General features: G+C 69.0%; 24 protein-coding genes and 1 tRNA gene. 11 read left to right on the top strand and 14 right to left on the bottom strand.

Going from position 1 to position 26,132, the window contains the following annotated elements; genetic code table 11:
• Positions 1-53: 53 nt before the first annotated feature.
• From ABD893_RS14850 to ABD893_RS14840, 3 genes are all read right to left on the bottom strand, one after another.
• A complete protein-coding gene (locus tag ABD893_RS14850; protein WP_345081985.1) occupies positions 54-1,025 on the bottom strand; it encodes an RNase H family protein in 972 nt (323 codons plus the stop codon).
• Positions 1,026-1,061: 36 nt separating this feature from the next.
• Positions 1,062-2,096 (bottom strand): alcohol dehydrogenase catalytic domain-containing protein, encoded by a 1,035-nt coding sequence (locus tag ABD893_RS14845; RefSeq protein ID WP_345081982.1) that lies wholly within the window; start codon positions 2,094-2,096, stop codon positions 1,062-1,064.
• A 66-nt stretch (positions 2,097-2,162) separates the two neighbouring features.
• The gene (locus ABD893_RS14840) at positions 2,163-3,188 is read right to left on the bottom strand and encodes a GNAT family N-acetyltransferase (RefSeq protein WP_345081979.1); all 1,026 of its coding nucleotides are present in this window, start codon (positions 3,186-3,188) and stop codon (positions 2,163-2,165) included.
• A 933-nt stretch (positions 3,189-4,121) separates the two neighbouring features.
• On the opposite strand from ABD893_RS14840, the gene ABD893_RS14830 reads away from it, so the two are divergent.
• A complete protein-coding gene (locus tag ABD893_RS14830) occupies positions 4,122-4,571 on the top strand; it encodes a hypothetical protein (protein ID WP_345081977.1) in 450 nt (149 codons plus the stop codon).
• A 92-nt stretch (positions 4,572-4,663) separates the two neighbouring features.
• Complete coding sequence (locus tag ABD893_RS14825; protein WP_345081974.1) at positions 4,664-5,044, top strand: hypothetical protein; 381 nt, start codon at positions 4,664-4,666, stop codon at positions 5,042-5,044.
• 18 nt (positions 5,045-5,062) lie between these two features.
• On the opposite strand, the gene ABD893_RS14820 is transcribed toward ABD893_RS14825, so the two are convergent.
• Entirely contained in the window at positions 5,063-7,030 is a 1,968-nt protein-coding gene (locus tag ABD893_RS14820; protein ID WP_345081971.1) for a glycoside hydrolase family 2 protein, read from the bottom strand.
• A gap of 373 nt (positions 7,031-7,403) precedes the next feature.
• Between ABD893_RS14820 and ABD893_RS14815 the strand changes: the two genes are divergently transcribed.
• Both ABD893_RS14815 and ABD893_RS14810 read left to right on the top strand, forming a co-directional pair.
• Entirely contained in the window at positions 7,404-8,975 is a 1,572-nt protein-coding gene (locus ABD893_RS14815; RefSeq protein WP_345081968.1) for a DEAD/DEAH box helicase, read from the top strand.
• A complete protein-coding gene (locus ABD893_RS14810; RefSeq protein ID WP_345081965.1) occupies positions 8,972-9,421 on the top strand; it encodes a rhodanese-like domain-containing protein in 450 nt (149 codons plus the stop codon). Before ABD893_RS14815 ends, ABD893_RS14810 begins: the two co-directional genes overlap by 4 nt.
• 61 nt (positions 9,422-9,482) lie before the next feature.
• Here the strand turns inward: ABD893_RS14810 and ABD893_RS14805 are convergent, their stop codons facing one another.
• Positions 9,483-11,078, bottom strand: coding sequence for a long-chain-fatty-acid--CoA ligase (locus ABD893_RS14805; protein WP_345081963.1), 1,596 nt, complete (start codon positions 11,076-11,078; stop codon positions 9,483-9,485).
• Positions 11,079-11,204: 126 nt separating this feature from the next.
• Between ABD893_RS14805 and ABD893_RS14800 the strand changes: the two genes are divergently transcribed.
• Positions 11,205-11,585 (top strand): ArsR/SmtB family transcription factor, encoded by a 381-nt coding sequence (locus ABD893_RS14800; protein ID WP_345081961.1) that lies wholly within the window; start codon positions 11,205-11,207, stop codon positions 11,583-11,585.
• Positions 11,582-12,571: a cation diffusion facilitator family transporter gene (locus ABD893_RS14795; protein ID WP_345081959.1), complete on the top strand. Its 990-nt coding sequence runs from the start codon at positions 11,582-11,584 to the stop codon at positions 12,569-12,571. The genes ABD893_RS14800 and ABD893_RS14795 overlap by 4 nt, the downstream gene beginning before the upstream one ends.
• A 79-nt stretch (positions 12,572-12,650) precedes the next feature.
• On the opposite strand, the gene ABD893_RS14790 is transcribed toward ABD893_RS14795, so the two are convergent.
• The gene (locus tag ABD893_RS14790) at positions 12,651-13,622 is read right to left on the bottom strand and encodes an MsnO8 family LLM class oxidoreductase (protein WP_345081957.1); all 972 of its coding nucleotides are present in this window, start codon (positions 13,620-13,622) and stop codon (positions 12,651-12,653) included.
• 106 nt (positions 13,623-13,728) lie between these two features.
• Here ABD893_RS14790 and ABD893_RS14785 point away from each other — a divergent pair, with 106 nt between their 5' ends.
• Positions 13,729-14,733: an LLM class flavin-dependent oxidoreductase gene (locus ABD893_RS14785; RefSeq protein ID WP_345081955.1), complete on the top strand. Its 1,005-nt coding sequence runs from the start codon at positions 13,729-13,731 to the stop codon at positions 14,731-14,733.
• A gap of 183 nt (positions 14,734-14,916) precedes the next feature.
• Positions 14,917-15,747, top strand: a complete 831-nt coding sequence (locus ABD893_RS14780) for a CPBP family intramembrane glutamic endopeptidase (protein ID WP_345081952.1) — start codon at positions 14,917-14,919, stop codon at positions 15,745-15,747.
• Positions 15,748-15,786: 39 nt separating this feature from the next.
• On the opposite strand, the gene ABD893_RS14775 is transcribed toward ABD893_RS14780, so the two are convergent.
• The 4 genes from ABD893_RS14775 to ABD893_RS14760 all read right to left on the bottom strand — a co-directional run bounded on the left by ABD893_RS14775 (position 15,787) and on the right by ABD893_RS14760 (position 19,447).
• Complete coding sequence (locus ABD893_RS14775) at positions 15,787-16,248, bottom strand: SRPBCC family protein (RefSeq protein ID WP_345081949.1); 462 nt, start codon at positions 16,246-16,248, stop codon at positions 15,787-15,789.
• A gap of 145 nt (positions 16,249-16,393) precedes the next feature.
• Positions 16,394-18,034 carry a chaperonin GroEL gene (gene groL / locus ABD893_RS14770; protein WP_345081946.1) on the bottom strand — a complete coding sequence of 547 codons (1,641 nt, stop codon included), beginning with the start codon at positions 18,032-18,034 and terminating at the stop codon, positions 16,394-16,396.
• 378 nt (positions 18,035-18,412) lie between these two features.
• On the bottom strand, positions 18,413-19,006 hold the full coding sequence (locus tag ABD893_RS14765; RefSeq protein ID WP_345081943.1) for a LytR C-terminal domain-containing protein: 594 nt from the start codon (positions 19,004-19,006) through the stop codon (positions 18,413-18,415).
• A 63-nt stretch (positions 19,007-19,069) separates the two neighbouring features.
• The gene (locus ABD893_RS14760) at positions 19,070-19,447 is read right to left on the bottom strand and encodes a DUF3263 domain-containing protein (RefSeq protein WP_345081940.1); all 378 of its coding nucleotides are present in this window, start codon (positions 19,445-19,447) and stop codon (positions 19,070-19,072) included.
• Positions 19,448-19,598: 151 nt separating this feature from the next.
• On the opposite strand from ABD893_RS14760, the gene ABD893_RS14755 reads away from it, so the two are divergent.
• Positions 19,599-20,276, top strand: coding sequence for a uracil-DNA glycosylase (locus tag ABD893_RS14755; protein WP_345081937.1), 678 nt, complete (start codon positions 19,599-19,601; stop codon positions 20,274-20,276).
• Positions 20,277-20,297: 21 nt separating this feature from the next.
• Here ABD893_RS14755 and ABD893_RS14750 read toward each other — a convergent pair whose 3' ends face one another.
• Positions 20,298-20,951 (bottom strand): hypothetical protein, encoded by a 654-nt coding sequence (locus ABD893_RS14750; protein ID WP_345081934.1) that lies wholly within the window; start codon positions 20,949-20,951, stop codon positions 20,298-20,300.
• A gap of 126 nt (positions 20,952-21,077) precedes the next feature.
• Here ABD893_RS14750 and treS point away from each other — a divergent pair, with 126 nt between their 5' ends.
• A complete protein-coding gene (gene treS / locus ABD893_RS14745) occupies positions 21,078-22,877 on the top strand; it encodes a maltose alpha-D-glucosyltransferase (RefSeq protein ID WP_345081931.1) in 1,800 nt (599 codons plus the stop codon).
• 30 nt (positions 22,878-22,907) lie between these two features.
• Here treS and ABD893_RS14740 read toward each other — a convergent pair whose 3' ends face one another.
• Entirely contained in the window at positions 22,908-23,372 is a 465-nt protein-coding gene (locus ABD893_RS14740) for a hypothetical protein (protein ID WP_345081928.1), read from the bottom strand.
• 373 nt (positions 23,373-23,745) lie between these two features.
• Here ABD893_RS14740 and ABD893_RS14735 point away from each other — a divergent pair, with 373 nt between their 5' ends.
• On the top strand, positions 23,746-25,050 hold the full coding sequence (locus tag ABD893_RS14735; protein ID WP_345081925.1) for a variant leucine-rich repeat-containing protein: 1,305 nt from the start codon (positions 23,746-23,748) through the stop codon (positions 25,048-25,050).
• 91 nt (positions 25,051-25,141) lie between these two features.
• Here ABD893_RS14735 and ABD893_RS14730 read toward each other — a convergent pair.
• Positions 25,142-25,213: transfer RNA gene (locus ABD893_RS14730), tRNA-Thr, on the bottom strand.
• An 89-nt stretch (positions 25,214-25,302) separates the two neighbouring features.
• A complete protein-coding gene (locus ABD893_RS14725; protein ID WP_345081922.1) occupies positions 25,303-26,097 on the bottom strand; it encodes a DsbA family protein in 795 nt (264 codons plus the stop codon).
• Between the last annotated feature and the right edge of the window lie 35 nt (positions 26,098-26,132).

Raw genomic sequence — 26,132 nt, 5'->3', positions numbered from 1 at the left:
CCGCGGCGTCCCAGCCACCTGCTCCCGCGCTGGACAGGAGCAGGTGCGGGTCATCAGCGACCAGCGTCGGCGCGGGTGCCTTGGTGGTGTCGCAGCAGCCAGCGGCCGTTCTCCCTGGTCCAGAGAGAGGTGCGCTCCACCGTCCCTCCGGGTCCGGCGGTCGCGTATCTCAGCAATACCACGCCAGGGGCGATCTCGTCGGCGACGAACTCTTCCGCCTCCACTCCCGTGAGCGGGGCCAGGTGGGCAAGCATCTCCTCGCGGTCATAGCGGCGACCGCTCGCGCCCACCTCGGTGAAGTCCGGATGCAGCAGCTCAGCGGCGCTCGGCGGATCCGCACGGAGCGTCGCGCTGAGCAGCGCCAGCTCCCGTGCGGTGATCTGCTCGAAGTCTGTCGCGCCCGAGGCGTCGGCCACCAGCACCGTCTCCTCGGAAGCAGTCGAGCAGCTCGCCGGGGACGAGGACGGCTGGTCGGAGGGCGCATCGAAGAGGCTGAACAGATCATCCGCCGGGGCAGGAGCACTGGGTGCGCTCGAAGCAGCTGAAGGTGCAGCGTCGGCACCGGGATAGCCGGGGCCCACCTGCGGATCCTGCTTCTTCTGGAAGGCCGTCGCAGCGGCGTTGGCACGTCTGTCGGCGGCCTCGTTCATGGCGTGCCCGGAGTGTCCCTTGACCCATTCGAACTCGACGCTGCGCCCGGCGAGCGCGCGGTCGATGTCCTTCAGCAGCTCGACGTTCAGCACCGGCTTGCCGTCCTTCTTGCGCCAGCCCTTGCGCTTCCAACCCGGCATCCACTTGGTGACCGAGTTGATGACGTACTGGCTGTCGCACAGGATGTGCAGGTGCTGGTCGGCATCGACGGCGGTGGCCTCGAGCAGATCGAGCACCGCCTTCAGCTCGCCCATGTTGTTGGTGCCGTGGGGCCACCCGCCCGCACGCCACATCTCGTCATTGATGTACCAGGCCCAGCCGGCGGGGCCGGGATTGCCGAGGGCTGAGCCGTCGGCTGCTGCAGTGATGGTCATGGGCTCAATGCTTCCACAGCAGGCGGGGTGGGTCGCTCAGCGCCAGCGCGCGACGGTCATGCCCGGGGTGGCGGGCGACTGGTCCATCGCGACCATCGCCGCGGGCAGCTGCTCGGCGTCGATCACACGGCCGACGGTCCCTGCCAGGTCCAGGCGGCCGCTCGCGATATCGGCGAGCAGCTCACCATATTCGGCGACGGCGAGGCCGTGGCTGCCGAAGATCTGCAGCTCCTGGGCGATCACGCGGCCGATCGGCAGTGAAGGATCTGCGTCGTCCCCCAGCAGCAGTCCGACCTGCACATGCCGGCCGCGGGGGCGCAGGGACTCGATCGCCGCGCGGGCGGTCGCCGCGGAGCCGAGCGCGTCGAGGGTGACGTGGGCGCCGCTGCCGGTCACCTCCCGCACCCGCGCCGCGATATCCGGGGAGGAGGCCAGTGCGGTGGCACCGAGCGCTTCGGCTGCGGCGAGGGCGCGGGGCGACACGTCGACTGCGATCACCTCGGCGCCGGCGGCGAGGGCGATCATCACGCAGGCCAGACCCAGCCCGCCGCAGCCGAACACCGCCACCTGCTCCCCCGGCTGCACTGCGGCCTGCGCGCGCACGGCATGGTGGGCGGTGCCCACCCGGCAGCCGAGCCCGGCGGCGAGGGTCATGTCGATCTCGTCCGGGAGGGCGACGAGGTTGTGGTCGGCCTCGATCACGACCACCTGCTCAGCCCAGGCGCCGGGAAGGTCGAAGCCGGGCTGACGCTGCTCGGGGCACACCTGCGGAGCACCAGCACGGCACTGCTCGCAGCGGCCGCAGGCGAGGATGAAGGGCGCGGTGATCCGGTCTCCGACAGCGAAACGCGTCACCTCCGCGCCGACCTGCGCGACGACGCCGGCGAACTCATGGCCGGGAATGTGGGGCAGCTGCACCGAGTCGTCGTGGCCCTGCCAGGCATGCCAGTCGCTGCGGCACACTCCGGTGGCGTGCACGGCGATCACCGCGCCGCGGGGCGGGCAGGCAGGGCTCGCCACCTCCACCAGCCCGGGCGTGGCGCGGAAGGCGTCGAAGCGGACTGCTCTCATCGGATGCTCCTCAGTACAGACAGCTCAGTACAGACAGCTCAGGACAGACAGCTGAGCACAGACGGCTCAGACCAGCCGGCCGACGGGCTTCTCGAAGGTGCCGTAGACCGCGTCACGGGCGAAGCCCAGCGCGTCGTAGAGCCGGGTCGCGCCGGTGAGCGACTCCGCGTCGACCTCGAGCTCTGCCGTGGCGAATCCCGCATCGGCCGCCGCGGCCAGGGTCCGGGCGATGACCGCGCGGGCCAGGCCCCGGCCACGCGCTTCGGGACGGGTGCCGACCAGCGCGATGTGGAGCACTCCGGGCTTGTCCTCCGAGGTGATGACGTAGGCGAGCACGGTGCCCTCCGCGTCGATCGCGATCGAGGAGAGCTCGCGGCGGGAGGTGTGGGAGGACCACCAGAGGTTCCAGCGCTCCGGAGGGACCGGGGCCGAGCCCCAGTGGTCGGCGAAAGCATCGAGGTGGGCGAGCCGGGTGGCCTCGGCGTGGCTGTCCTCGGGGGCGATGACCTGCGCCTGCTCGCGTTCGAAGGAGGGCAGCGCCGCCCCGGGCAGGTCGCGGACCATGACGAGCCAGCTGCGGGCCCGGCGATAGCCGCGCCGCTCGAGCAGCGGGCGCACGTCGGCGCCGCCGGTGAGCGGGGCATCCTCTTCAGCGTCGATGTCCGGGTCGCGGCCGCCGGAGGCGCGGAAGATGGCCTCGGACTCTGCGGGGTGGCGTTCGGCGGCGAGATGGGTGGCGCGGTCTTCAGCCCAGTCGAACAGCTCGGTTCCCAGGCCCTGGCGGCGGTGGGCGGGATCGACGCCGCCCATCAGCTGGCAGCGCACCCGATCGTCACGGTCCAGCGAGGTGTGGACGTCGACGGCGGTGAAGCCGATCAGCTCGTCGCCAGCGCGAACGGCGACGGTGTCGCGCTCCAGGTCGAGTCCGGGCATCGTGAGCCATTCGCGGATGCTGGGCTCCTCGGCGGGCTCGCCGAGCTCGTCCGCCACGTCGATGCGATTCATCAGCGCGGTGAGCGCAGGAACGTCATCGAGGGTGAGCGGGGAGCGGGTCAGGGCGCGGTCGGTGCGAGAGAAGTCGGTGGAGGTCACCGGAACAGCGTAGACGGGTCTCGACGTCGCATTCATCGAGAGAGTCGATAGACGCTCACATGGCTTCGAGACTCCGCCGTGAACTCCGAACGGCCCCAGTCCGCCCAGCGGGACTCGAGGGTGAATCCGGCCAGCTGCACCAACAGGTCGAGCTCGTGGGCGCGGCAGCCATCGCCTCCACCTCTCCTTCTGTGCGGCTACTATGTGCCACTCAGCTCGAGACGTAGACCGTACGGGGGCGATGGTGTTCTACGGATGCGACACAGAAGCATCAGGGGCGTTCTCGCGCCTTCTCGACGCGCAGGCGACGGCGATCTCCGAGCACTTGGCGCAACTGGAGCCGATCACCCAGGACACCGCCGTGTGGAGAGGGGGCGACAGCGACGAGTTCCGGTCGCGATCGATGAGCACGTTCCGCGACATCGACACGGTCGTCCTCCGACTGCGTGAGCTCGGATCCGAGACCTCCGATCACGCCGCCCAGCAGGACGATGCCTCCTCGGCGGATGTCGCCGCGATTCTCACCGGCTCGCCCCCAGGCGGCCCTGCCGGCCGCGCTGAGCCGCCCAGCACATCTGCCGAAATGGGGGGGGTGAGGGCGACAGCGGACAGCGCAGGGACAGTCGGGGTGAAGAGAACGAACCGACGGCCGTCTCGACCGAGAACGCAGCCGAGACGTGGAATGCGACGCACCCGAAAGGTCCGACCTGGAAGGAGCACACCGATGGGTATCGAGTCGGCCCTCCGGATAGACCGCACATCGAGTACGACGACAGCTATCCCTTCGAATCGAAGAAGGGTGAACACACCATCGACGACCACCTCAGTCTCGCCAGTTGGAAAGCGAAGCTTCGCGAAGCGCAGGCGCTCCGCCCCGATCTGGACGATTCACTCGCCCTGTATGAACACTATCTGGGAGCCTCCGGCGATCCGATGACAGTGGACTACGAGGAGGGCTACCGAGAAGACCCCGCGACCCGCCAGAACATCGACCAGGAGATCCTCGCGTCGCAGGCATCTGTTCAGCAGATGATCGAGGATGGCCAGGACGACTTCTCTTTCACTGGGCCTCCCGCTCAGCACAGCATCTACCCTGAGACCGAGAACTGGCAGAAGACTCTGGGCGGATACCAGCAGTGGTCCAGCGGGGAGGTCAGCGTTGACGAGGCCGGTCACGCCAGAATGGTCGTCACCGTCCACGCCGAGGACCAGTACAACTTCAATGCCGGGCAGTCCGATATCGCGACCGGCGAGCCCGACTCGGCGAACGGCAGATTCTCTGAGCTCGGGTGGGCGCAGGGATTCAATGTGACGGGCAGCGTCCAGCGTGTCGTGGAATGGGATGTCGATGATCCGAACAACGTCACGATCAGTGCGCCATGAATGACTCCCGCTTCCCCCGTCGCGCTGTCATAGCCCTTGTCGCGCTACTCACTATCACGTCCTGTTCGCTGACCGAGCCCAAGGAGGACCCTGTGTCGACGAAGCGCATCGAGAAGTCCGCGCAGACCGATCCCGCCCCGGTGCTAGAACGAACCCAGGGGCTGCCGGAGGACGCCGATTTCCTCTGGTATTCGGGGACCCTTGGCTCCGGCGCGCCCGGCCCATCGACGTACTGGGTCGATGCACGGCTGAGCACGACGGACGAGGCCATGGACGATCTCCGTGCGCAGTGCCCGGACGGGACCGTGAGCGAGCCGGACGTCGTCGACGAACTCTCTCGAGAGCTCGTCGATGAGGGGTACGCGGAATGCCCTGCAGTGGCCGGCGAGATCGCCTTCAAAGGCTGGGACACCCATGTCTGGATCTCGCAGAACTCACCAGTCATGGTCATCACCCTGGTGGGCCAGGGCTGAAAGCGGCCCTGGCAGTGCTCACTCCTGCTCGTAGGCGGCAGCCTGCTCCTGCACCGCACGCAGCCGGGCGAGGTCGAGCTTGCGACCGCGCTCGAAGTCGACCACGCCGTTCTTCTCCTGGAAGACGTCCGTCATCTGGGTGTAGCAGTAGCCGAACATGAGCGGATCCTCGAGCAGCACCCGGGTGAGACCCTCGAACCGCTCATAGAGCTGCTCTTCGCTGCGCACCCGCTCGCCGTAGCCCCAGGACTCGGCGGCGTTGTTGCCGGCGCGCTCTGCCTGCTGGGCCTCCCGGGCCTCCTGCTCGTTCCACCAGATGCCGCCGTATTCGGAGACGAAGTAGGGCTGTCCGGTGAAGGGCAAGGAGAAGGAGCCGTCGGCGAAGGGCATCTCATCCGGCGCCAGCTCGCGATGATTCGCCCAGGGGGTGCCGTCGGCCAGCGGGGCCTGCTGCTCGCGGAAGCGCTCGACGTCCTGCTCATAGGAGTGGGAGTCGTAGATGTCCGCGCCGCGCACGCGGTGGGCGTATCCGGACGCATCGAGCACCGGCCGGGAGGGATCGGCGAGCTTGGTCGCGTCGTACATCGCCTGGGTGACGTCATCGAGCTGGGTGAGCCGGTCATGACGCACCTGATGAGTCTCGTTCAGCGGGCACCAGCCGATGATGCTGGGGTGGCTGACATCCCTCTCGACAGCCTCGATCCACTGGCCGATGAAGGTGGCGGTGGGCTGCTGGTTGTCCCCCATCGGGCCGTGACCGGAGATGCCCCAGTCCCCGAACTCGCCCCAGACCAGGTAGCCGTGCAGGTCCGCCCAGAACAGCATGCGCTGCTCGAAGACCTTCTGGTGCAGGCGCGCGCCGTTGAACCCGGCCTCCAGCGCGAGGCGGATGTCCGTGGTCATCGCACTGTCCGACGGGGAGGTCATGAACGTCTCCTCCCAGTAGCCCTGGTCGAGCACGAGGCGCTGGAACACCTTCTCGCCGTTGATCCGGAACTCGTGATCGCGCAGAGTTATGGCGCGCAGGCCCGCGTAGGACCGGACCTCGTCGAGCACGGTGCCGCTCGCATCCAGCAGCCGCGCGGTGAGCGAGTACAGCTCCGGCGCTCCCGGGCCCCAGATCCGCACCTGGTCCTCGGGGATCACCAGCTGCAGCTGCGGGGCGAGGTCGAGGTCGGCGCGCACCTCGGCGCGGGCGATCTCCTCACCGCCGGGCACAGAGGCGATCACCTCGAGGCGAGTCCCCCGAGTGCTGCGGGCCAGCGGTGCGGTGATCGAGAACGCACCCCCGGCGAGGGACGGGGTGATGCGCAGCGAGCGGATCTCGTCGGCAGGGACCCCCTCGAGCCATACGCTCTGCCAGATCCCAGTGGTGCGGTGATAGCTGGCATGGGTGGCGTGAAACCAGGTGGACTGCTTGCCGCGGGCCTGCGGGACATCATGCGGATCGCGGGCGCGCACCACGATCCCGACCTCGCTGCCGGGGCCGACGCCAGGCAGAGCCGAGAGGTCCGCGGCGAAGGGGGTGAAGCCGCCGCGGTGGCGGGCGACCTCGACCCCGTCGGCCCAGACCGTGGTGTCGTGGTCGACGGCCTCGAAGCGCAGAATCGGGCGCAGACCGTCCCAGTCGGCAGGGATGGTGACGCTGCGGCGATACCAGACGGCGTTGAGGAAGTCGCGGTTGCCGATCCCCGAAGCCTCAGTCTCCGGGGCGAAAGGCACGGTGATGGTCCCGTTCAGCTCGCGCTCCAGCAGGCCCCGCTCGCGCCCGGAGTCACCCTGATCGATCTCGAACTGCCAGGTCCCGTTCAGGCTCAACCAGGCGGAGCGCTGCAGCTGGGGGCGGGGATGCTCAGGCCGAGGGACGTCCGCGGCCGACGGCGGGGCGTCCAGCAGCGCGGCGAGCTCCTCGGCCCGGGTGAAGAGAGCGGAGAGCTGCGCGGGCAGCTCGGGGGTCGGAGGGGTCTCGGGGGTCGGAACTGTCACGGGGGACTCCTCGGCACGGGATCGACGCTGATCGGACCCGCTCATCCCACCTCATGTGCGCTCCGATTGCAACGTGGGAAAGAAGCGTGGGACACGGATATGGAGGGCCGGTGATCACGGTGGTATCTCACACCGACGGGGCCCAGCATCGCCACCGGCGGCACCGGCGGCTACTGTGAGTCGAAGTGCCGTTCTCCCGCCGCGGCACAGGTCCTGAGCGGATAGCCCCGATCCTGGTCGACGTCACCTCGTCACCCTAGGTTCCGGCAGGCTCCGCCTCAGCGACACCGTCGGCGAAGGAGAGCTGCTCGTGAGCAGCGCCGCATGTCGACGCCCCGGGCAGGACTGCACCACACAGAACGGATCACCTTTCGTGACCACCCCTGATTTTGCACGCCTCGGCGTGCCCGCCCTTCTCGTCAAGGCACTCGCGCCGCGAGGCATCACCGAGCCCACCCCGATCCAGGCCTCGACGCTGCCTGACTCGCTGGCCGGCCGGGACGTGCTGGGCCGGGGCCGCACCGGCTCGGGCAAGACCTACGCCTTCCTGCTGCCGCTGGTGGCCCGCCTGATCGCGGAGCCCCGCCGCCGCGTCGCGCGCCGACCCCGCTCCCTGATCCTCGCACCGACCCGTGAGCTCGCCTCGCAGCTCGCCGAGTCGCTGAAGCCGCTCGAAATCGCCGCCGATCTGCGCAGCACCGTCGTCTTCGGCGGCGTGGGCCAGAACCCCCAGGTCAAGGCCCTCAACAATGGCGTCGACGTGCTCGTCGCCTGCCCCGGCCGCCTGCTGGACCTCATGAACCAGGGCCACGTGGACCTGGGCGCCGTCGAGATCACCGTCATCGACGAGGCCGACCACATGGCCGACATGGGCTTCCTGCCCATGGTGCGCAAGATCCTCGCGAAGACCCCCTCGAAGGGCCAGCGGATGCTGTTCTCCGCGACCCTCGACTCCGGGGTGAACAAGCTCGTCAAGGAGTTCCTCCACGAGCCCGTCACCCACTCCGCGGATCCGGCGACCAGCCCGGTGGGCACCATGGAGCATCACGTGCTCGAGGTCTCCTCCACCACCCGCTTCGACGTGCTGCGCGACCTCGCCGCCGCCCCCGGCCGCACCATCATGTTCACCCGCACCAAGTACGGCGCGAAGAACCTCGCCCGCAAGCTCAGCGCTCGCGGCGTGGACGCGGTGGACCTCCACGGCAACCTCTCGCAGAACGCCCGCACCCGGAACCTCGAGGCCTTCGGCTCCGGCGAGGCGACGACCATGGTCTGCACCGACATTGCCGCCCGCGGCATCCATGTCGATGACGTGGCCCTCGTGGTCCACGCCGATCCGCCGGTCGAGCACAAGGCGTACCTGCACCGCTCGGGCCGCACCGCCCGCGCCGGCGAGTCCGGCACCGTGATCACCGTGCAGACCCCGGATCAGAAGCGCGATGTCAGCGACCTGATGCGCAAGGCCGGGATCACCCCGACCTACCACCCCCAGGTGCAGCCCACCAGCCCGGTGCTCACCTCGCTCGCCCCGGGCGAGAGGGTGGCCACCCACGAGCCCCGCCAGCCGGAGCCCGAGGTCGACCAGGCCCGCCTGAACGGTGAGCGTCGCGGACGCTCCGGCGGCCAGGGTCGTGGCGCTCAGGGCCGTGGCGGACAGAGTCGCAATGGTCAGGGCGGAGAGACCCGCACCGAGGGCCAGGGTCGTGGGGGCCAGGGCCGTGGAGGTCAGAGTCGCGGAGGCCAGGGCGCCGGCGGCCAGAGCCGTCCCGCAGGTCAGGGCGGCGGGCGTCGCGGCGGCCAGGGCGGGCAGGGCGGCAGCGCCTCAGGCGCGCGCCGTCAGGGCCAGAGCGCTCCGTCCCGCTACTCCACGAGCTCCGACGGCGGCGGCACCGGTAACTCCGTCGGCGGCGGTCTCGCCTCCTTCTCCTCCGGACGCAAGCGGTGACCGACGGCGCCGCGGCCGGCGGTCGACGTCGCGCCGGAGCACCCGCTCCGCACAGCATCGACGAGGTGCTCGATGCTGCCCGGCAGGGCGTGCATCGGCTCGCCCCGGAGGAGCTCGCGGCCGCGCAGGCGCAGGGCGCCCATGTGATCGACATCCGCTCGGCCGCGACGCGCGGACCTGAGGGGCACCTCCCCGGCGCCACCGTCATCGAGCGCCTCGTGCTCGAATGGCGGCTGGATCCGGGCAGTGCGCATCGGATGGACGGAGGCCCGGAGCACGACGATCTGGTCGTGGTGGTCTGCAATGAGGGGTACTACTCCTCGCTCGCCGCCCGCGACCTGCGTGATCTCGGCTTCCACCGGGCCACAGACCTGGTCGGCGGCTTCCGCGCCCACGCGGAGGCCGGGCTGCCCACGACCGTGGAGCCCACTCGCGAGATTCTCTGAGCAGAGAGCGGGGCCGGATCCTTCCCAGGAACCGGCCCTGCTCTCTGCCGTGCGCCGGCCCTCAGCTCAGCTCGCGCTTGAGGATCTTGCCGGTGGAGGTCATCGGCATCGCGTCGATGAGCACCACCTCGCGCGGGTATTTATAGGAGGCCATCTGCTCCTTGCCCCAGGCGCGCAGCTCAGCAGCGGTGATCGTCGCCCCGTCCTCGAGGATCACGAAGGCCTTGACCTCCTCGCCCATCTGCTCATCGGGGATCCCGACCACTGCGGCGAGCGAGACCTCCGGATGCGAGATGAGGACCTCCTCCACCTCCCGCGGATACACGTTGTAGCCGCCGCGCACGATCATGTCCTTGGAGCGGTCCACGATGAAGTAGAAGCCGTCCTCGTCCCGCTTCGCCAGGTCGCCGGTGCGGAACCAGCCGTTGCGGATCGCTGCCGCCGTCTCCTGAGGCTTGTCCAGATAGCCGGTCATGATGTTGTGGCCGCGCAGAGCGAGCTCCCCGACCTCGTCGGCCTCGGTGACCTCGGCCCAGTCCGGGTCCGCAGGATCGATGAGCTTGGCCTCGACGCCCCAGATCGGCAGGCCGATGGAGCCGGGGCGCGGGCGGTCCCGCAGGGAGAAGAAGGCCACCGGGGAGGTCTCCGACAGGCCGTAGCCCTCGATGATCGAGATCCCGAGCCGCTCCTTGACCGAGGTGAGGATCTCGAGTGGCAGTGCCGCGCCGCCGGAGATCCCGAGCGTGAGCGTCCGGGCGAGGCTCTCCGCAGCGGAGTCGTCCTCCAGGGCGTGCAGCAGGCCCCACCACATGGTGGGCACCGCCGCGAACAGCGTGACCTCGTGACGGATCAGCAGGTCCAGTGCCTGCTTCGCGTCGAAGCGGGGAAGCAGCACCAGCGTCGCACCCATCGAGAAGCCGGCATTGAGGTTCACCGTGGCGCCGAAGGTGTGGAACAGCGGCAGGGCCACCAGATGGGTATCCTCGCCGGGCGTGGTGCCGAACAGCCGGTTGCAGGTCAGGGCGTTCATCAGCTGGTTCGAGTGGCTGAGCTCGGCGCCCTTGGGCCGCCCCGTGGTCCCGGAGGTGTAGAGGACGACCGCAGTGTCGGTCTCCTTCGCCTGCACGGCCTCGAAGTTGGTGGGCATCTCCGCCACCGCCTCCGCGAGGGTCGGCACGCCCTCGTAGGGGCTGGGTGCCGACGGGTCAGCGGTCATCAGCACCATCCGGGGCAGGGAGGCGGCGGCGAGGGCACCCTCGTGGGAGAACGCCCCGATCGGCAGGTCCCCGGTCCCCTCGAAGCAGAAGAAGGCCTTCACCTCGGCATCGTCGAGGTAGTAGGCGACCTCCCGGGGCTTGTTGAGGACGTTGAGCGGAACCACCACCGCGCCTGCCTTGAGGATGCCGTAGTAGACGATCGGGAACTGGGGCAGGTTCGGGCAGCTCAGCGCCACCCGGTCCCCGGCCCCGATGCCGTAGGAGACCAGCAGGTGGGCTACCTGATTGGCTGCGGCATCGACCTGGGCGTAGGTGAGGCTGATCGACCCCAGCACCAGAGCGGCGCGGTCGGGGACGGTGCGTGCGCTGTCCTCCAGCACCACGGAGAGGTTGTACATGAGCAGGCTCCTTCGGACGACGGTGTCTCGACGGGTGCTCACGATAAGTCATCCGGGGACGTGCGCGCATTTCGCGGGGAGCACCGTGCGGAGCGCCGCCTGAGGCACTGCTCACGCCAGACACTTTGCTACTTGCGCAACTGACGAAACGATAGAACCATCAGTGCCATGAGCACGGACCCCGACTCCGCACCCGTCGAGCCTCCAGAGCCCACCGAGCTGCAGCTCGCTGCGGCGGCCGACACCTTCGCGCTCCTCGCCTCCCCGGCGCGCCTGCACCTGGTGAGCCTGATGAGCTCCGGACGCTCGGACGTCGGGGCCCTCGCCGCAAAGGTCGGGCTCAGCCTCCCCACCACCAGCCAGCACCTCAGCAAGCTGCGCCTGGCAGGCATCGTCTCGGCCCACCGCGAAGGTCGCCACAGCATCTACACCGTGGACGATCCGCATGTCATCTCCCTGGTCGAGCAGATCTTCGAGCACATCGCCCCCGACGGCACACTCGCCCCCGATCCCCCCGCCACGTCCCCCACCAAGGAATCTCGCGCATGACCTCCCCCGCTCCCCGCACCTCCGCCACCGGCACTCGTGTGGACCTGCGCAAGTACGCGTGGCTCTCGATCGTCGCCGCGGTCATCACGATCGCCCTGAAGACGAGCGCCTGGGCGATGACCGACTCCGTCGGTCTGCTCTCCGACGCCGCAGAGTCGACCGTGAACCTGGTGGCCGCGGTCGTGGCCCTGATCGCGCTGACGGTCGCCGCGCGCCCCGCCACCGAGCGCTTCCTCTACGGCCGCGCCAAGGCCGAGTACTTCTCCGCCGCCGTCGAGGGATTGATGATCTTCGTGGCCGCCGCGGTCATCATGGTCACCGCCGTCGAGCGCTTCATCAACCCGCGACCCCTCGAGAACCTCGGCATCGGCCTGGTGATCATCGTGATCGCCTCGCTGATCAACGGCGGAGTCTCGCTGGTGCTGATGCGCGCGGGGAAGCAGCACAACTCGATCACCCTGCGGGCCGACGGGAAGCATCTGATGACCGACGTGGTCACCAGCGCCGGAATCCTCGTCGGCGTGGGCCTGGTCGCGCTGACCGGCTGGGAGCGGCTGGATGCGCTGGTCGCCTTCGCCGTCGGCGTGAACATCATCGTCACCGGCATCGGGCTGCTCACCGAGGCCGTCTCCGGGCTGCTGGACAAGGCACTGCCCGACGACGACCACGAGATCATCACCGAGGTGCTGCGCCGCCGCACCGACGGCACCGTCACCTTCCACGGCCTGCAGACCCGCGAGGCCGGCCAGCAGAAGTACATGAACGTGCACGTGCTGGTGCCCGACGAGTGGACCGTCAAGCGCGGCCACGACTACATCGAAGAGCTCGAGGACGAACTGCGTCGCTGCCTGCCGGACCTCACCGTGCTCACCCACCTCGAGCCGATCTCCGATCCGGCCTCCTATGCGGACATCCCCGAGCAGCACGTCCCGATCCATGGCGATGACCATGATCCGACCAAGCCGCCGGAGCCGGGATCGCGCTGAGCCCGGCGCCGCCGCACCGGCCGCTATGCCGCGCGATCACCCGGTGGCGAGCTCACCAGCAGGCCAGCGTGCCACCAGCTCAGCCCGCCAGCAGCTGTGCGAGCTCCCTGTCCGAGACGCTGAGCGCCTCCCGGTCGTAGGTCGCGCCTGTCGCCAGGACCTCGCTCGCGCCCGTCCGCTCGATCAGCTTCTCGATCCGTCGGCGCACCGTTGCCGCCGTCCCGGCCACCGTCGCTGCGAGACCTTTCTCCACCCGGCGTGCCTCTCTCTCGCTCATGCGCGTCGCTCGGATCTGCTCGACCGGCTCGAGCGCCTCGAACAGGCCCGTAGTCCGGGAGCGGGCCATCGCCCAGACCTCCGGCAGCGCGAGCTCACGCGCCTCCTCCTCGGTATCTGCGATCAGCGCGTCGACCGAGACGAGGACCTGCGGCAAGCTGCCGCGGTGAGGACGGAACTCGCGGCGGTAGGCTGCGAGCCGGTCCGGCAGCTCCGGCGAGTCCAGGAAGGGGCCGCCGAGCACCAGCGGCAGGCCGAGCGCGGCGGCAGTGTCGATTCCGCTGCCGGTCGCGAGCACGAACACCGGCACTTCGCCGGCATCGGCGGGCCGGGCGGTGAGCGCGGCGGAACCCTCGAGATGCTCCCGCACCTCGGCGATCTCCTGCGCGAACTCCTCCGGACTTGCTCCGAGCCGGCCGAGGGCGTGCCGCACCGGCTCGGTGAAGCCCAACGACCGGCCAAGACCGAGATCGATCCGGCCTGGATACAGCGCGGACAGCATCCGGAACTGCTCGGCGACCACGAGCGGGCGATGATTGGGGAGCATCACCCCGCCGGAGCCCAGCCGGATCCGCTGGGTGCGGGCCCCGATCGCCGCCAGCAGCACCGCGGGCGCGCCGCTCGCGATCCCGGGCACCGCATGATGCTCCGCGACCCAGAACCGGGCATAGCCCAGCTGCTCGACATCGATCGCGCGCTCCACGGAATGCTCGAGGGCAGCCGCCTCGGGCAGTCCATGCCGGGTGCGGGAGCGGTCGAGCAGGGAGTACCTCATGCCGGGGCCAACGCCCGAGGGCGCAGGAATCTTCCCTGATCAGGGATCGAGAACCTCTCATGTCGGCGACCACCACGAAGGCGACGGCGTCGATAGCCTGAGCAGTATGAATGCTCCACATGTGCCGCTGTCCATCCTCGATCTCGTCTCCATCTCCGAGGGGATGAGCACCCGCGAGGCGATCAACGCGTCGATGGACGGGGCGAAGGCCGCTGATCGGCTGGGCTACGAGCGGCTCTGGTTCGCCGAGCACCACAACACCAACTCCCTGGCCTCCTCGGCCACCTCGCTGCTGATCGACCGAGCGGCATCGCTGACCGAGCGCATCCGCGTCGGCTCCGGCGGGATCATGCTCCCCAACCACTCGCCGCTGACGGTGATCGAGCAGTTCGGCACCCTGGTGCAGTTCCACGGCGACCGCATCGATCTGGGACTGGGCCGGGCCCCGGGCACCGACCAGCTCACCGCCCAGCTGCTCGCGCGCACCTCGGCGGAGCCGTCCGCCTTCATCGCCGCCGTCGAGCAGATGCGGGACTGGTCCCGCGAGGAAGCGACCGGCGGGCTCCCGATCACGGCGGATGTCGCCCGCGGCACCGAGGTGCCCATGTGGATCCTGGGCTCGACCGCCAACGGTGCTCGGCTGGCCGCACAGCTGGGGATGCCCTTCTCCGTCGCCTCGCACTTCGCACCTTTCCAGTACCTGCACGCGCTCGATGTCTACCGCGCTGCCTTCGACCCGGATGCCGCCTCGGCACAGATCTCGACGCCACGCACGATGGTCGGGGTGAACCTGGTGGTCGCCGACACCGATGAGGAGGCGGAGCGCCAGTTCACCACTCTCCAGCAGATGTTCCTCGGAGTCGTCACCGGTCAGCGCCAGAAGATCCAGCCGCCGCGGCCGATCGAGGAGGTCGCCGCTGCGGAGCTCATCTCACAGGTCGACCAGACCCTGTCGATCAAGGCCGTCGGCTCCCCCGCCACCGTGGTCCGCCAGCTCGAGGAGATCGTCGCGGCCACCGGCGCCGACGAGCTGATCCTCACCGCCTACTACTACGACCCGGCGGATCGGCTCCATGCTCTCGAGCTGCTCGCGGAGGCGTGGGGCTTGTGAGCTGACGCCGCCGCAGCGCGGCACCCGTCGCATCCAGGGTCACTCGCTGGACATCTCGAGCAGGTCGGGCATGAACATCGAGATCTGCGGAACGAACATGGGTGTTCGCACTGCGTCCCGCCGTGAAAGGGACGCTCCGAGGTCTGGCTGCGATGTGCGCCGGCGACTGGCATGCTGGTGCCTATGGCGACGCCGCCCTCCCTCACCGAACCCATTCTCGCGCAGCGCACTCCGAGCATCGGCCTGCTGCCGGCCGCCGGGGTCTCCGCCTCCGCGTTCCTCCTGTTCGGCCTCCAGCTCGCCGGTTGGGGGCACGGCCTGCTCGTGCTCAGCCTGCTCGGCGCGTTCCTCATCTCCCGAGAGTTCGGCAAAGATCTTTCCCTGATCGGCCTCGGGATCGCGATCGTCTCGACCACCTCGGTGAAGGCCGACGTGGACTGGGACCGGTTCTTCACGATCGGGACCGTGCTGATCCTCGCCGTGACCGTGCCGCTGCTGACGGATCGACTGCTGCTGCGCCGTCGGGCGATCCGCTTCCCCTGGCTCTCCGGCGAGAAGTGGAACCGGTGGCAGTGGGGGTACATCGTCGCCGTGCCGGTGCTGGGCTGGCTGATCCTGCCCTACTACTTCATCACCTCGGGCGCTTACGAGAACTGGCCCGCCATCACCGACGGCGGCGCGCTGGGACGATTCTTCATCGGCGTGAACTTCGTGGGCACCTGGGACGAATTGTTCTTCATCTGCACCTGCTTCGCACTGCTGCGACGCCACTTCGGGCTCTGGACGGCGAACCTCCTGCAGGCGGTCATCTTCGTGTCCTTCCTGTGGGAGCTCGGCTATCAGGCCTGGGGCCCGCTGCTCACCGCCCCCTTCGCGCTGCTCCAGGGCTGGCTGTTCTCCCGCACCGGTTCCCTGCTGTACGTGCTGATCGTGCACCTGCTCTTCGACGTGCTCGTGTTCCTCGCCATCGTCCACGCGCACAACCCCGGGGCGATCGGGATCTTCCTGATCTGAGCGGGGCGGGCGGGCGGGGCTGAGCCACGCTGGGCTGGTTCAGCGTCGGGCGAGCACGTCCCTGATCGCAGCGAGCGTCGCCGGGATCCCCGTCCGCGCGGCCTCCTGTCGCACGGTGATCTCTTCGTCGGCGCGGTCGCCGTAGCGCTCGGCGAACACCTCCTCGAAGTAGGGCGTGGTGAGCGTGTACTCGGTCAGCTCCGTGCCGCCGCCGGAAGCTGGCCGCAGCCGGTATCCCCACTCGGCACGGCCGGGCCCCACCGACCAGGCGAAGTGCTCGCCCGGGGTGGCCGCGATGACCTCGGAGGTGGTCTGCCATTCACGCTCCGGGGTGCGGTTGAACCCCGTGAAGCGGGCGCCCACCCCTCGCTGCTCGCCTTCCCACTCACAGCGCAGGCACTGCTGGCTCCACTCGCCGGTCCGGGTGACGTCGCTGAGCAGCGCGTACACCTCGTTCGGAGTGGCCGGGATGACGATCGAATCCTGCATCTCATAGGTCATGGCTCCATGGTGCCCGACCGGCGACGGCGCGGAGCACTTGATCAGTCCTGGATCTCTGCCAGATGCCCCCGGACAGCGAAGAGCCCCGACCCTCCGGAGAGGATCGGGGCTCTGTGACGCTCAGGCGAGCGGCGTGATCAAAGGATCACATCATGCCGCCCATTCCGCCCATGCCACCCATGTCGTCGCCGCCACCGCCGGCCGGAGCCTTGGGCTCCGGCTTGTCGGCCACAACGGCCTCGGTGGTGAGGAACAGGCCCGCGATGGACGCCGCGTTCTGCAGCGCAGAGCGGGTGACCTTGACCGGATCGATGATGCCGGCGGCGAGGAGATCCTCGTACACACCGGTGGCAGCGTTCAGGCCCTGGCCGACGGGAAGGTTCTTGACCTTCTCCGCGACGACGCCGCCTTCGAGACCGGCGTTGACCGCGATCTGCTTGAGCGGAGCCTCGATGGCGACCTTGACGATGTTCGCACCGGTGGCCTCGTCACCCTCGAGGGTGAGCTTGTGGAAGGTGTCGGCACCGGCCTGCAGCAGCGCGACGCCACCACCGGCCACGACGCCCTCATCCACAGCAGCCTTGGCGTTGCGCACTGCATCCTCGATGCGGTGCTTGCGCTCCTTGAGCTCCACCTCGGTCGCGGCGCCGGCCTTGATGACGGCCACGCCGCCGGCCAGCTTCGCCAGACGCTCCTGGAGCTTCTCGCGGTCGTAGTCCGAGTCGGAGTTCTCGATCTCGGCACGGATCTGGGACACGCGACCGGCGATGCGCTCGGCGTCGCCGGAGCCCTCGACGATGGTGGTCTCGTCCTTGGTCACGACGACCTTGCGGGCCTGACCGAGCAGCTCGAGACCAGCGGTCTCCAGCTTGAGGCCGACCTCCTCGGAGATGACCTGACCACCGGTGAGGATGGCCATGTCCTCGAGCATCGCCTTGCGGCGATCGCCGAAGCCGGGCGCCTTGACGGCGACAGACTTGAAGGAGCCACGCAGCTTGTTGACCACGAGCACCGCGAGGGCCTCGCCGTCGACATCCTCCGCGAGGATCGCGAGCGGCTTGCCGGACTGGATGACCTTCTCCAGCAGCGGCAGCAGATCCTTGACGGAGGAGATCTTCGAGGAGATCAGCAGGATGTAGGGGTCCTCGAGGACCGTTTCCTGGCGATCGGCGTCGGTGACGAAGTAGGGCGAGATGTAGCCCTTGTCGAACCGCATGCCCTCGGTGAGCTCCAGCTCGAGGCCCATGGTGTTGGACTCCTCGACCGTGATCACGCCTTCCTTGCCGACCTTGTCCAGCGCCTCGGCGATGAGCTCGCCGATGGCCGGGTCCCCGGCGGAGATGGCGGCGGTGGAGGCGATCTGCTCCTTGGTCTCGATCTCGTGAGCCTGCGCGAGCAGGGTCTCGGTGACCGCAGCGACCGCCAGGTCGATGCCGCGCTTGAGCGCGATCGGGTTGGCGCCTGCGGCGACGTTGCGCAGCCCCTCCTTGACGAGGGCCTGTGCAAGGACGGTGGCGGTGGTGGTGCCGTCGCCGGCGATGTCGTCGGTCTTCTTGGCGACCTCCTTCACCAGCTCGGCGCCGATCTTCTCGTAGGGATCGTCGAGCTCGATCTCCTTGGCGATCGACACGCCATCGTTGGTGATGGTGGGCGCGCCCCAGGACTTCTCGAGGACGACGTTGCGGCCCTTGGGGCCGAGGGTGACCTTGACGGCGTCGGCGAGCTGGTTCATTCCCCGCTCGAGGCCGCGCCGGGCCTCCTCGTCGTATGCGATGAGCTTGGCCATTGTGGAATCTCTCCCGTGTGGTGTGGTGTCCACCCGACCCTGTGCCCGCGACGGACGAGAGCCGACGCCATGTTCATGTCCCACGGCGCCGACCCCCTCACGGGGCCGGAATGTATGTGGCCGACAGAGCGGTGGACCGCCTGTCGATCGTGCCTCCGGTGTCCAGGAGCTCGAGCGCACGAGGCGCTGTCACTCTCGATCACCGAGTGCCAGATCATCATAAGCACTCGAGGGCGGAGAGTGCTAACTCTCCGCTCGTGGCGGACACATCGGTCGGGTCTGTGACACCCCGAGCGGAGGGATGCGGAGAGCGGCAGGCGCCGACCTCGACGGTCGGCGCCTGCCGCTCATGCCTTCAGCTGTCCAGGGCGAGCCCTGTCAGCCCTCGCCACCGTCCTCGGCGGCGCCGGGCTCAGCCACGGCCACCAGGGTGATGGGGGCGTCGTACTCATCGCTCTGGCGGGCCTCCCCGGCACCGGCCAGCTCGGCGAGCGCCTGTGCGGTGTCCGCATCGGCCTCGTCGCGGTAGAAGACCACCGGCTCCTGCTGGGCGTTGTCCGAGGTGGCGAGGCTGATGTCTTCCCAGCCTTCGCCTTCGAGAGTGTCGCGCCAGGTACCGGCCAGGCCATTGATGCCACCGGCATTGACCACCAGCACCGGCGTGGAGAGGTCCGGCTCTGCAGCGGGCGCGGCCTCTTCCTCGGCGGCAGTCTCCTCAGCGCTCTGCTCGGCAGCCTCACTCTCCGCCGCAGCGGAGGTGGGGTCCTCTGCTCTGTCATCGCCGTTGTTGCCCATGCCCCCGATGAAGAAGAGCAGCACCACCAGCAGCACCGCAGCGGCGCCTATGATGATGATGTACAGCAGGTTCTCCCGCCAGAACGGCAGCTCGGCGCGATGGGCGCCGTGGAACGATACGGCGTCCGCCTCATCGTCGAAACGGTCCGGCGGGTACGGATACTGGGAATCAGCCACGTCCCTATTAAACCCGTTCCACCCGCGCCGAGTGCGGAGCACACGCCCTGCGAGCGACTCGGCTCATGCCACGCGGTGGGTGTCGTCGGCTCCTGCGGCGCCGTCCTCGGAGGTGCGCCGGCCTCGCAGCCGGTGGACCACGGAGGGGGCGGCCCGCAGTGCCGCTGGCTCGTCCAGAAGTGCGTTCAGACGCACGTAATACGCGACCTTGGACAGGCCGATCTGCTCGCGGATCGCCCGTTCCTTCGCACCGACATAGCGGAAGGTGCGGCCCTCGAGGGCGAGGATCCGGCGATCCCGGTCGCTGAGTCCGCCCTGCGGGCCGGGCAGTGACACATCGGACATCGCGGCGGGAGTGTCGCGGGCCGGTTCCACCTCAGCTGCGACCTCCGCGGCGGCGGGCGCTGCGCGGGAGGCTCGATGAGAGGGGTCGGAGGGCATGCTTCGAGGGTACGGGCCCGGCTGCACCGGTGCTGTCCGGCGCGCCGCTGTGCGGAGCCGGGTGCGGGACGGCTCACGCCGGGGATCTCCACGGGCCCCGCAGACGGCCCGAGGGAAGACCTGATGGAAGACCCGATGGAAGACTGAGCCTGTGCTGACATCGCTCACCGAGAACATCGCCCCCGACTGGTCCGAGGCGCTCGCGCCCGTCGAGCCCCGCCTGCAGGACCTCAGCGGATTCCTGCGCTCCGAGGTGGACGCGGGCCGCGGCTACCTGCCCACCCCCGAGCGGGTGCTGCGCGCCTTCACACGTCCCCTGTCGGAGGTGCGAGTGCTGATCGTGGGCCAGGATCCGTATCCGACTCCGGGCCATCCGATCGGGCTCTCGTTCGCGGTGGAGCGGGAGGTGCGCCCGCTGCCGAGGTCGCTGACGAACATCTACACGGAGCTCGAGAACGATCTGGGGATCCCTCGCGCCGCCCACGGCGATCTCTCGGCCTGGCAGGACCAGGGCGTGCTGCTGCTGAACCGGGTGCTCACCGTGTCACCCGGTGAGGCGGCCTCGCACCGTCGCCGCGGCTGGGAAGAAATCACCGAGCAGGCGCTGCGTCAGCTGGTGGCCCGCGGTGGCCCCTTGGTGGCGATCCTGTGGGGCCGCGATGCCCAGTCGCTGATCCCGCTGCTGGGCAAGGTGCCGCATATCGCCAGCCCGCACCCCAGCCCACTGTCGGCCTCCCGCGGATTCTTCGGCTCCCGGCCGTTCTCACGGGCGAACGCCCTGCTCGAGCAGCAGGGAGCGCGCCCGATCGACTGGCGCGTCGGGGACTGACCCCTCCCGCGCAGACCGGGCTCAGGCGTCGGTCCAGACCCAGCTGTCCAGGATCCCCTGCACCTCGGGGGACAGCTCGGTCGCGCCGTGGGTCTCCACCACGATCTGGACCACGTCGTCGGCGACGTCGGCGCAGTACATCTCCCCCACCACGTCCTGCCCTTCGTGGGTGCCCCTCGTGCGATGGGCCGCGAGCTCCTTGCCGTCGAGGGTGATCGGGTCGATCTCCTCGGGGTCCTCAGCGTCGTCCCAGCCGAAACCGGTCCAGGTGGCCTGGGTGCGGCAGGTCATCACCGCGTGCAGGTCGGAGTCGAACAGGTAGACCACGACGCTGTTGGTGGGGAGGTTGTAGAGGTCATCGGGGGCGATGTCCTCATCGGCGATCTCCGCCACTCCCACGGCATCTGCCGGATCTGCGCTCGCGTTCAGGTCGAACCAGGTCGCCGGGTAGGAGAAGCTGAAGAACTCGAGCTCGACGTTCACCAGCTCGGCCGCGCTCGGGGTCTCCGGTGGCACGGGCTGCGCACCCCGGTCCCGGCTCACGAGGTAGACCACCCCGCCGGTCACCGCGAGGAAGACGAGCACGAGCACGATCAGGACGCAGGCCAGCGCGATCCAAAGACCTGTGCGCGGGCGAGGTGGCGGGGGCTGCTGCCCCGGATACGGATGCCCCATGGTCTCCCCCCACGTGCTGACATACTCCGCGAACGACGCTGCTCGGAGCTGCCCGCCATAGTACGGCGGACGCTACTGTGGTGCCACGTCGCACGCCCTGTTCCTTACCCCGTCGTGGAGGATCCGATGCCCCTGCACACCGCCCAGTTCACGCCGCAGGGACCAGGGGTCGACTACGACCCCCACTGGTACCGCAAGGCCGTCTTCTACGAGGTGGTCGTGCGCGCCTTCGCCGACGGCAACGGCGATGGCACCGGTGACTTCACCGGCCTCATCGAACGCCTGGACTACCTGCAGTGGCTGGGCATCGACTGCCTCTGGCTTCCGCCCTTCATGGCCTCGCCACTGCGCGACGGCGGCTACGACATCTCCGACTATGAGGCGGTGCTGCCCGAGTTCGGCTCGATCACCGACTTCGAGCGCCTGGTCAGTGAAGCCCATCAGCGCGGGATCCGGGTGATCATCGACCTGCCGATGAACCACACCAGCGACAAGCACCCTTGGTTCCTCGAATCCCGCTCGGACCCGGAGGGGCCCTACGGCGACTTCTACGTCTGGTCCGACACCGATGAGAAGTACTCCGAGGCCCGCATCATCTTCGTGGACACCGAGGAGTCCAACTGGGCCTTCGACCCCGTGCGCCGGCAGTTCTTCTGGCACCGCTTCTTCTCGCACCAGCCCGATCTGAACTTCGAGAACCCGAAGGTCCGCGAGGCGATGTTCGACGTCGTGAAGTTCTGGATGGACAAGGGCATCGACGGCTTCCGCGCCGACGCGATCCCCTACCTCTTCGAGGAGGAGGGCACCGACGGAGAGAACCTCCCCGCCACCCATGACTTCCTCGCCGAGCTGCGCACCTATGTGGATGCGCACTGGCCGGGCCGCGTGATCGTCGCCGAAGCGAACCAGTGGCCCCGCGATGTCGTGGACTACTTCGGCACCGAGGAGAAGCCCGAATGCCATATGTGCTTCCACTTCCCCGTGATGCCCCGACTGTTCTACGCGCTGCGTGAAGGCAGCGCCCGCCAGATCATCGACATCCTCGAGGACACCCCGGAGATCCCCCGCGGCGCCCAGTGGGGAACCTTCCTGCGCAACCATGACGAGCTGACGCTCGAGATGGTCACCGGCGAGGAGCGCACGGCGATGCTGGGCTGGTATGCGCCGGATTCCCGGATGCGGGCGAACGTCGGCATCCGTCGGCGCCTGGCGCCGCTGCTGGACAACTCCCGCAGCGAGCTCGAGCTGATCCACGCCCTGCTGCTGTCCCTGCCCGGCTCACCCTTCCTGTACTACGGGGATGAGATCGCGATGGGCGACAACATCTGGCTCACCGATCGTGACGCCGTGCGCACGCCGATGCAGTGGACCCCCGACCGCAATGCCGGATTCAGCGAGATCACCGATCCCGGCAAGCTGTACCTGCCGGTGATCCAGTCGCTCGTCTACCACTACGCCACCACCAACGTGGAGGCGCAGATGGCGCATTCGAGCTCGCTGCTGCACTTCGTGCGCTGGATGCTGGCGGTGCGCAAGGAGCACGAGGCCTTCGGCATGGGCGCCTACCGCAACATTCCCGCCGATTCGGACCGAGTGCTCGCCTTCACCCGCACCTACGACGGGGCTGAGCATGGCGAGGACGCGGAGTTCCATGCCGAGACTCTGCTGTGCGTGTTCAACCTGTCCCCGCAGCCCGTGACCGTCGGCCTGGAGCTCGGCGGACTGGCCCGGCGCACGGTGCGCGATCTCTTCGGCGGGCACGAGTTCCCGCCGGTGGGTGAGGACGGCTCGATGACCGTCACCCTGGGCGGGCACGGCTACTACTGGCTGAAGGTGCGCCCGCTGCACCCTGATGGGGAGCCGATGACCGTCACCACCGCCCTACCGGTGATCGTGGCGGAGGATTCCCCGTCCCCGTCGAGCTGATCTCCGCGGCAGGGCGGGCCCGGGGGCCCCTCAGCCTGCGATGGCGGAGAAGAGGGTCGCGGCGGCGAGGATGGCACCTCCGACGATCGCCAGGATCCCGATGATCTCCATCGGGATCCAGAACACCGAATGGGGGCCATGGCGGCCGATCGCGCGGCGACCATCGGTGATGACGGACTCGATCATCTGCGCCGCCTCTTCGGGGCTGCTGGGCTGCGTGTTGCCCACCACGAGCAGGCCGCGATCCGCCGCGTCCTCGAGCCGGGGCCGTTCAGCCTCTTCCCATTGGTCAGCTCGCTTCCGTGGTCCGTGCACGTTGAGGTACCACCCGTGCACTGCCGCCAGGGCGCCACCGATCATGATCCCCAGCCCCGCCAACGGTCCCGCCGCTGCCGAGGACTGCAGGACCGAAGCGCCGATCAGCCCTCCCAGGAATGCCGCACACAGCGCGATATATACGACCGCCAGGACCCCCCAGCCTCGCCAGATGATCATGAAATCCCCTCTCGATCTGGCGCCCATGACGCCGCTGCCCCACACATCCGCGGCGCTCGCCGCGGCGTAGGGATCGAGAGTAGCGGCGTGCTGGGCTCCGAGCCATGGGGAGAACTCCCCTGCGCCGGGAGTCCTGCGCAGGGCTCCGCGCCGATCCCACGGGCTCTGAAGGCCCTGCGTCGCCTGGAATGGAGCGGCGGTGACGCCCAGTGAAAAATCTCCATTGCGCACCTGCTCCGCACCTGGAACGAGCCTGATGTGCCATTCTCGAGGGTCGGCACGAGGCGCGGGCACGAGGTCCGAGCTCGAGTGGCAGGCGGCAGGACACTGCCCCGGTGTACCGGCCGAGACGGCGTGACGAAGGGAGAATGCGGTGGCAGAGCCCCGTTCAGCGGCACAGGAGGCAGGTGATCCGAGCACCAGCCCGGACCGCCTGCTCGAACTCACCGAGAAGCATCCCCAGCTGCAGCGGACGATTCTCCTGAACCCGTCGTGCCCCGAAGTGGCGCGTCAGTGGATCCTCGCGACGAACCCGTGGGCGAAGCGCGCCTACGAGGAGAGCCTCGAGCAGAAGGACTCCGCGCCGGAGAGCTCTGCACCAGAAGCTTCTGCGCAGAGCACTTCCGAGCAGAGCCCTGTGGAGGAGGGCACCGCCGCGGAGGAGCCCCCTGAAGCAGCGGGTTCCGAGTCTGAGGACCCAGCTGCGGTGTCTGCCTGGGGCGACTTCGGTGACGACGCCTTCTGGGACGAGGAGAACTCCGCAGTGGAGCCCGAGCCGACTCCCCCCACCTCCTCGGTGAAGATCGCGCGGGACGCGGGCGTGGTCCCGCTCGGCCCCGCGCCGTCCCTCGCGGCCGCGGAGTCCCCGGCAGCAGCGACGCCCGCGCCGGCACCGACGCCAGCACCAGCTGAGTATCCGGACTACGCCGCCCCGGCCACCCCCGGTGCCTATGACGCCGCGGGGGCCTATGGCGTCCAGGCCGCTACCTCGCCGCAGCAACCGCAGGGGCAGCCTCAGGTGCAGCCTCAGATGCAGGGCCAGGGGCAGAGCCCCCAGACGCCCTACGCTGCCGCAGCTCCTGTCCCCTCCTCCGCCTCGACGGGCAAAGAGGGCTCCGGGCCTTCCCGCCGCATCTGGTGGGCCTGCGGGGGCTGCCTGCTGCTCTCCCTCCTGCTGGTGATCGTCATCGCCTTCGCCGGACGCGCCTGGCTGTCCGCGGATGACGACGGATATGAGCGAGACAGCTCGACCACGGCCCAGGAGACTCCGGTCGAGGAGCCTTCCGAAGCGCCTGCCGAGGAGACGCCCAGCCAGGACCCGGTCTCCCCCGCCCCTGACGGTGCCCAGGAGATGACCGAGCTGCGCTCCCCGACGGGCAACATCGTCTGCCTGCTGGAGGAGGACTCGGTGTCCTGCTCCGTCCTGGAACGAGACTTCGGCGACTCCGGTCTCGAGGACTGCGAGGACGGACCGTTCTCGATCCAGGTCGCCGACGGTGAAGCCGCCCCGGCCTGCGGATCGTCCTTCCTCAGCGACTCCGCGACCGCGCTCGACTACGACCAGAGCGCCACTCACGGGGACGTCGCCTGCACCAGCCGCTTCGACGGCATGACCTGCTGGAACATCATGACCGGCAAGGGATTCATGGTGAACCGGGTGACCTACGAGGCGTTCTGACCCGAGCGCCGACGGTGTCGGCAGCATAGAACAGCCCCTCACCGGAGCACATCGGAGACGATGTCCTCGCAGATGAGGGGCTGTTTCTTCGAGCTGGAGACGGGAATCGAACCCGCAACCACCTGTTTACAAGACAGGTGCGCTACCGTTGCGCCACTCCAGCGGGCGGACCGGCTGACGGATCAGCCGGTCCGGAGCAGTCTAGAGGGAATCGCAGAGCCGCTCGTCCCTCACCGCAGGTCGGTCAGCGGGTCACCCTTCGCCGCCATCGGAGGCAGCTGCCTCGCCGCCCGCAGCCAGCACCGACTCGCGCAGTGCGCCGGGCTGGTTCCATCCCTCGTAGGTGGTGCCGTCGATCTCGACGTACGGGGTGCCGCCGCCGGTCTCCTCGCCGTAGGGATTGGAGACCCGATCCACCCACGGCTCGTAGGTACCGGCCTGGATCTCGCTGATCGCCTGCTCGGAGGCGCCTGCCTCGAGGGCGAAGGCCTCGATCTGCTCGTCGGTCAGCCCCTCCGCGCCGGGCTGGTTGGCGAACATCAGAGTCTGGAAGGCCATCGTGTTGGCCGGGTCATCCATGTGGACCGCGACCAGGGCGTTCGCCGCGCGCGAGGAGTAGTCACCGGAGGAGGACTGCATGTCCATGAAGTTGCGGGGCACGACGTGCACGGTCGCCTCCTCATTCGCGACCATGGTCGCGAGGTCCTCGGAATTGATGTTCTCGAACTCTCCGCAGTGGGGGCAGAGGAAGTCCAGGTGGATCTCCAGCACCGGCTTGCCCGAGTCCTCCGGGGCGCCCAGCGAGAGATATGGCTGATCCTCGCTCATGCCCTCGGGCATGGCGACCGGGGCCGCCGGCTGCATCGCACGGTAGATGAGGAAGCCCGCTCCGGCGACGATCACCAGCGCCACCACAGTGATCACGGCGATCACCACGGTGCGTACGGTGCGCTGGCGCTTGAGCTCCGACTGGCGCTGCTTGCGCAGAACCTCGCGCTGCGCCTCGCGACGCTCCTGCGCTGACTTGGATGAACCGGTCGCGGCCATGGAATCTCCTCGCCCCGTTCCGGGGCTGCGGTGGG

Source organism: Brachybacterium paraconglomeratum (assembly GCF_039541415.1).
GTDB classification, from domain to species: domain Bacteria; phylum Actinomycetota; class Actinomycetes; order Actinomycetales; family Dermabacteraceae; genus Brachybacterium; species Brachybacterium paraconglomeratum_A.
Note: the sequence above shows the minus strand (reverse complement) of the source record. Positions and strands in the feature narration are given on the sequence as shown.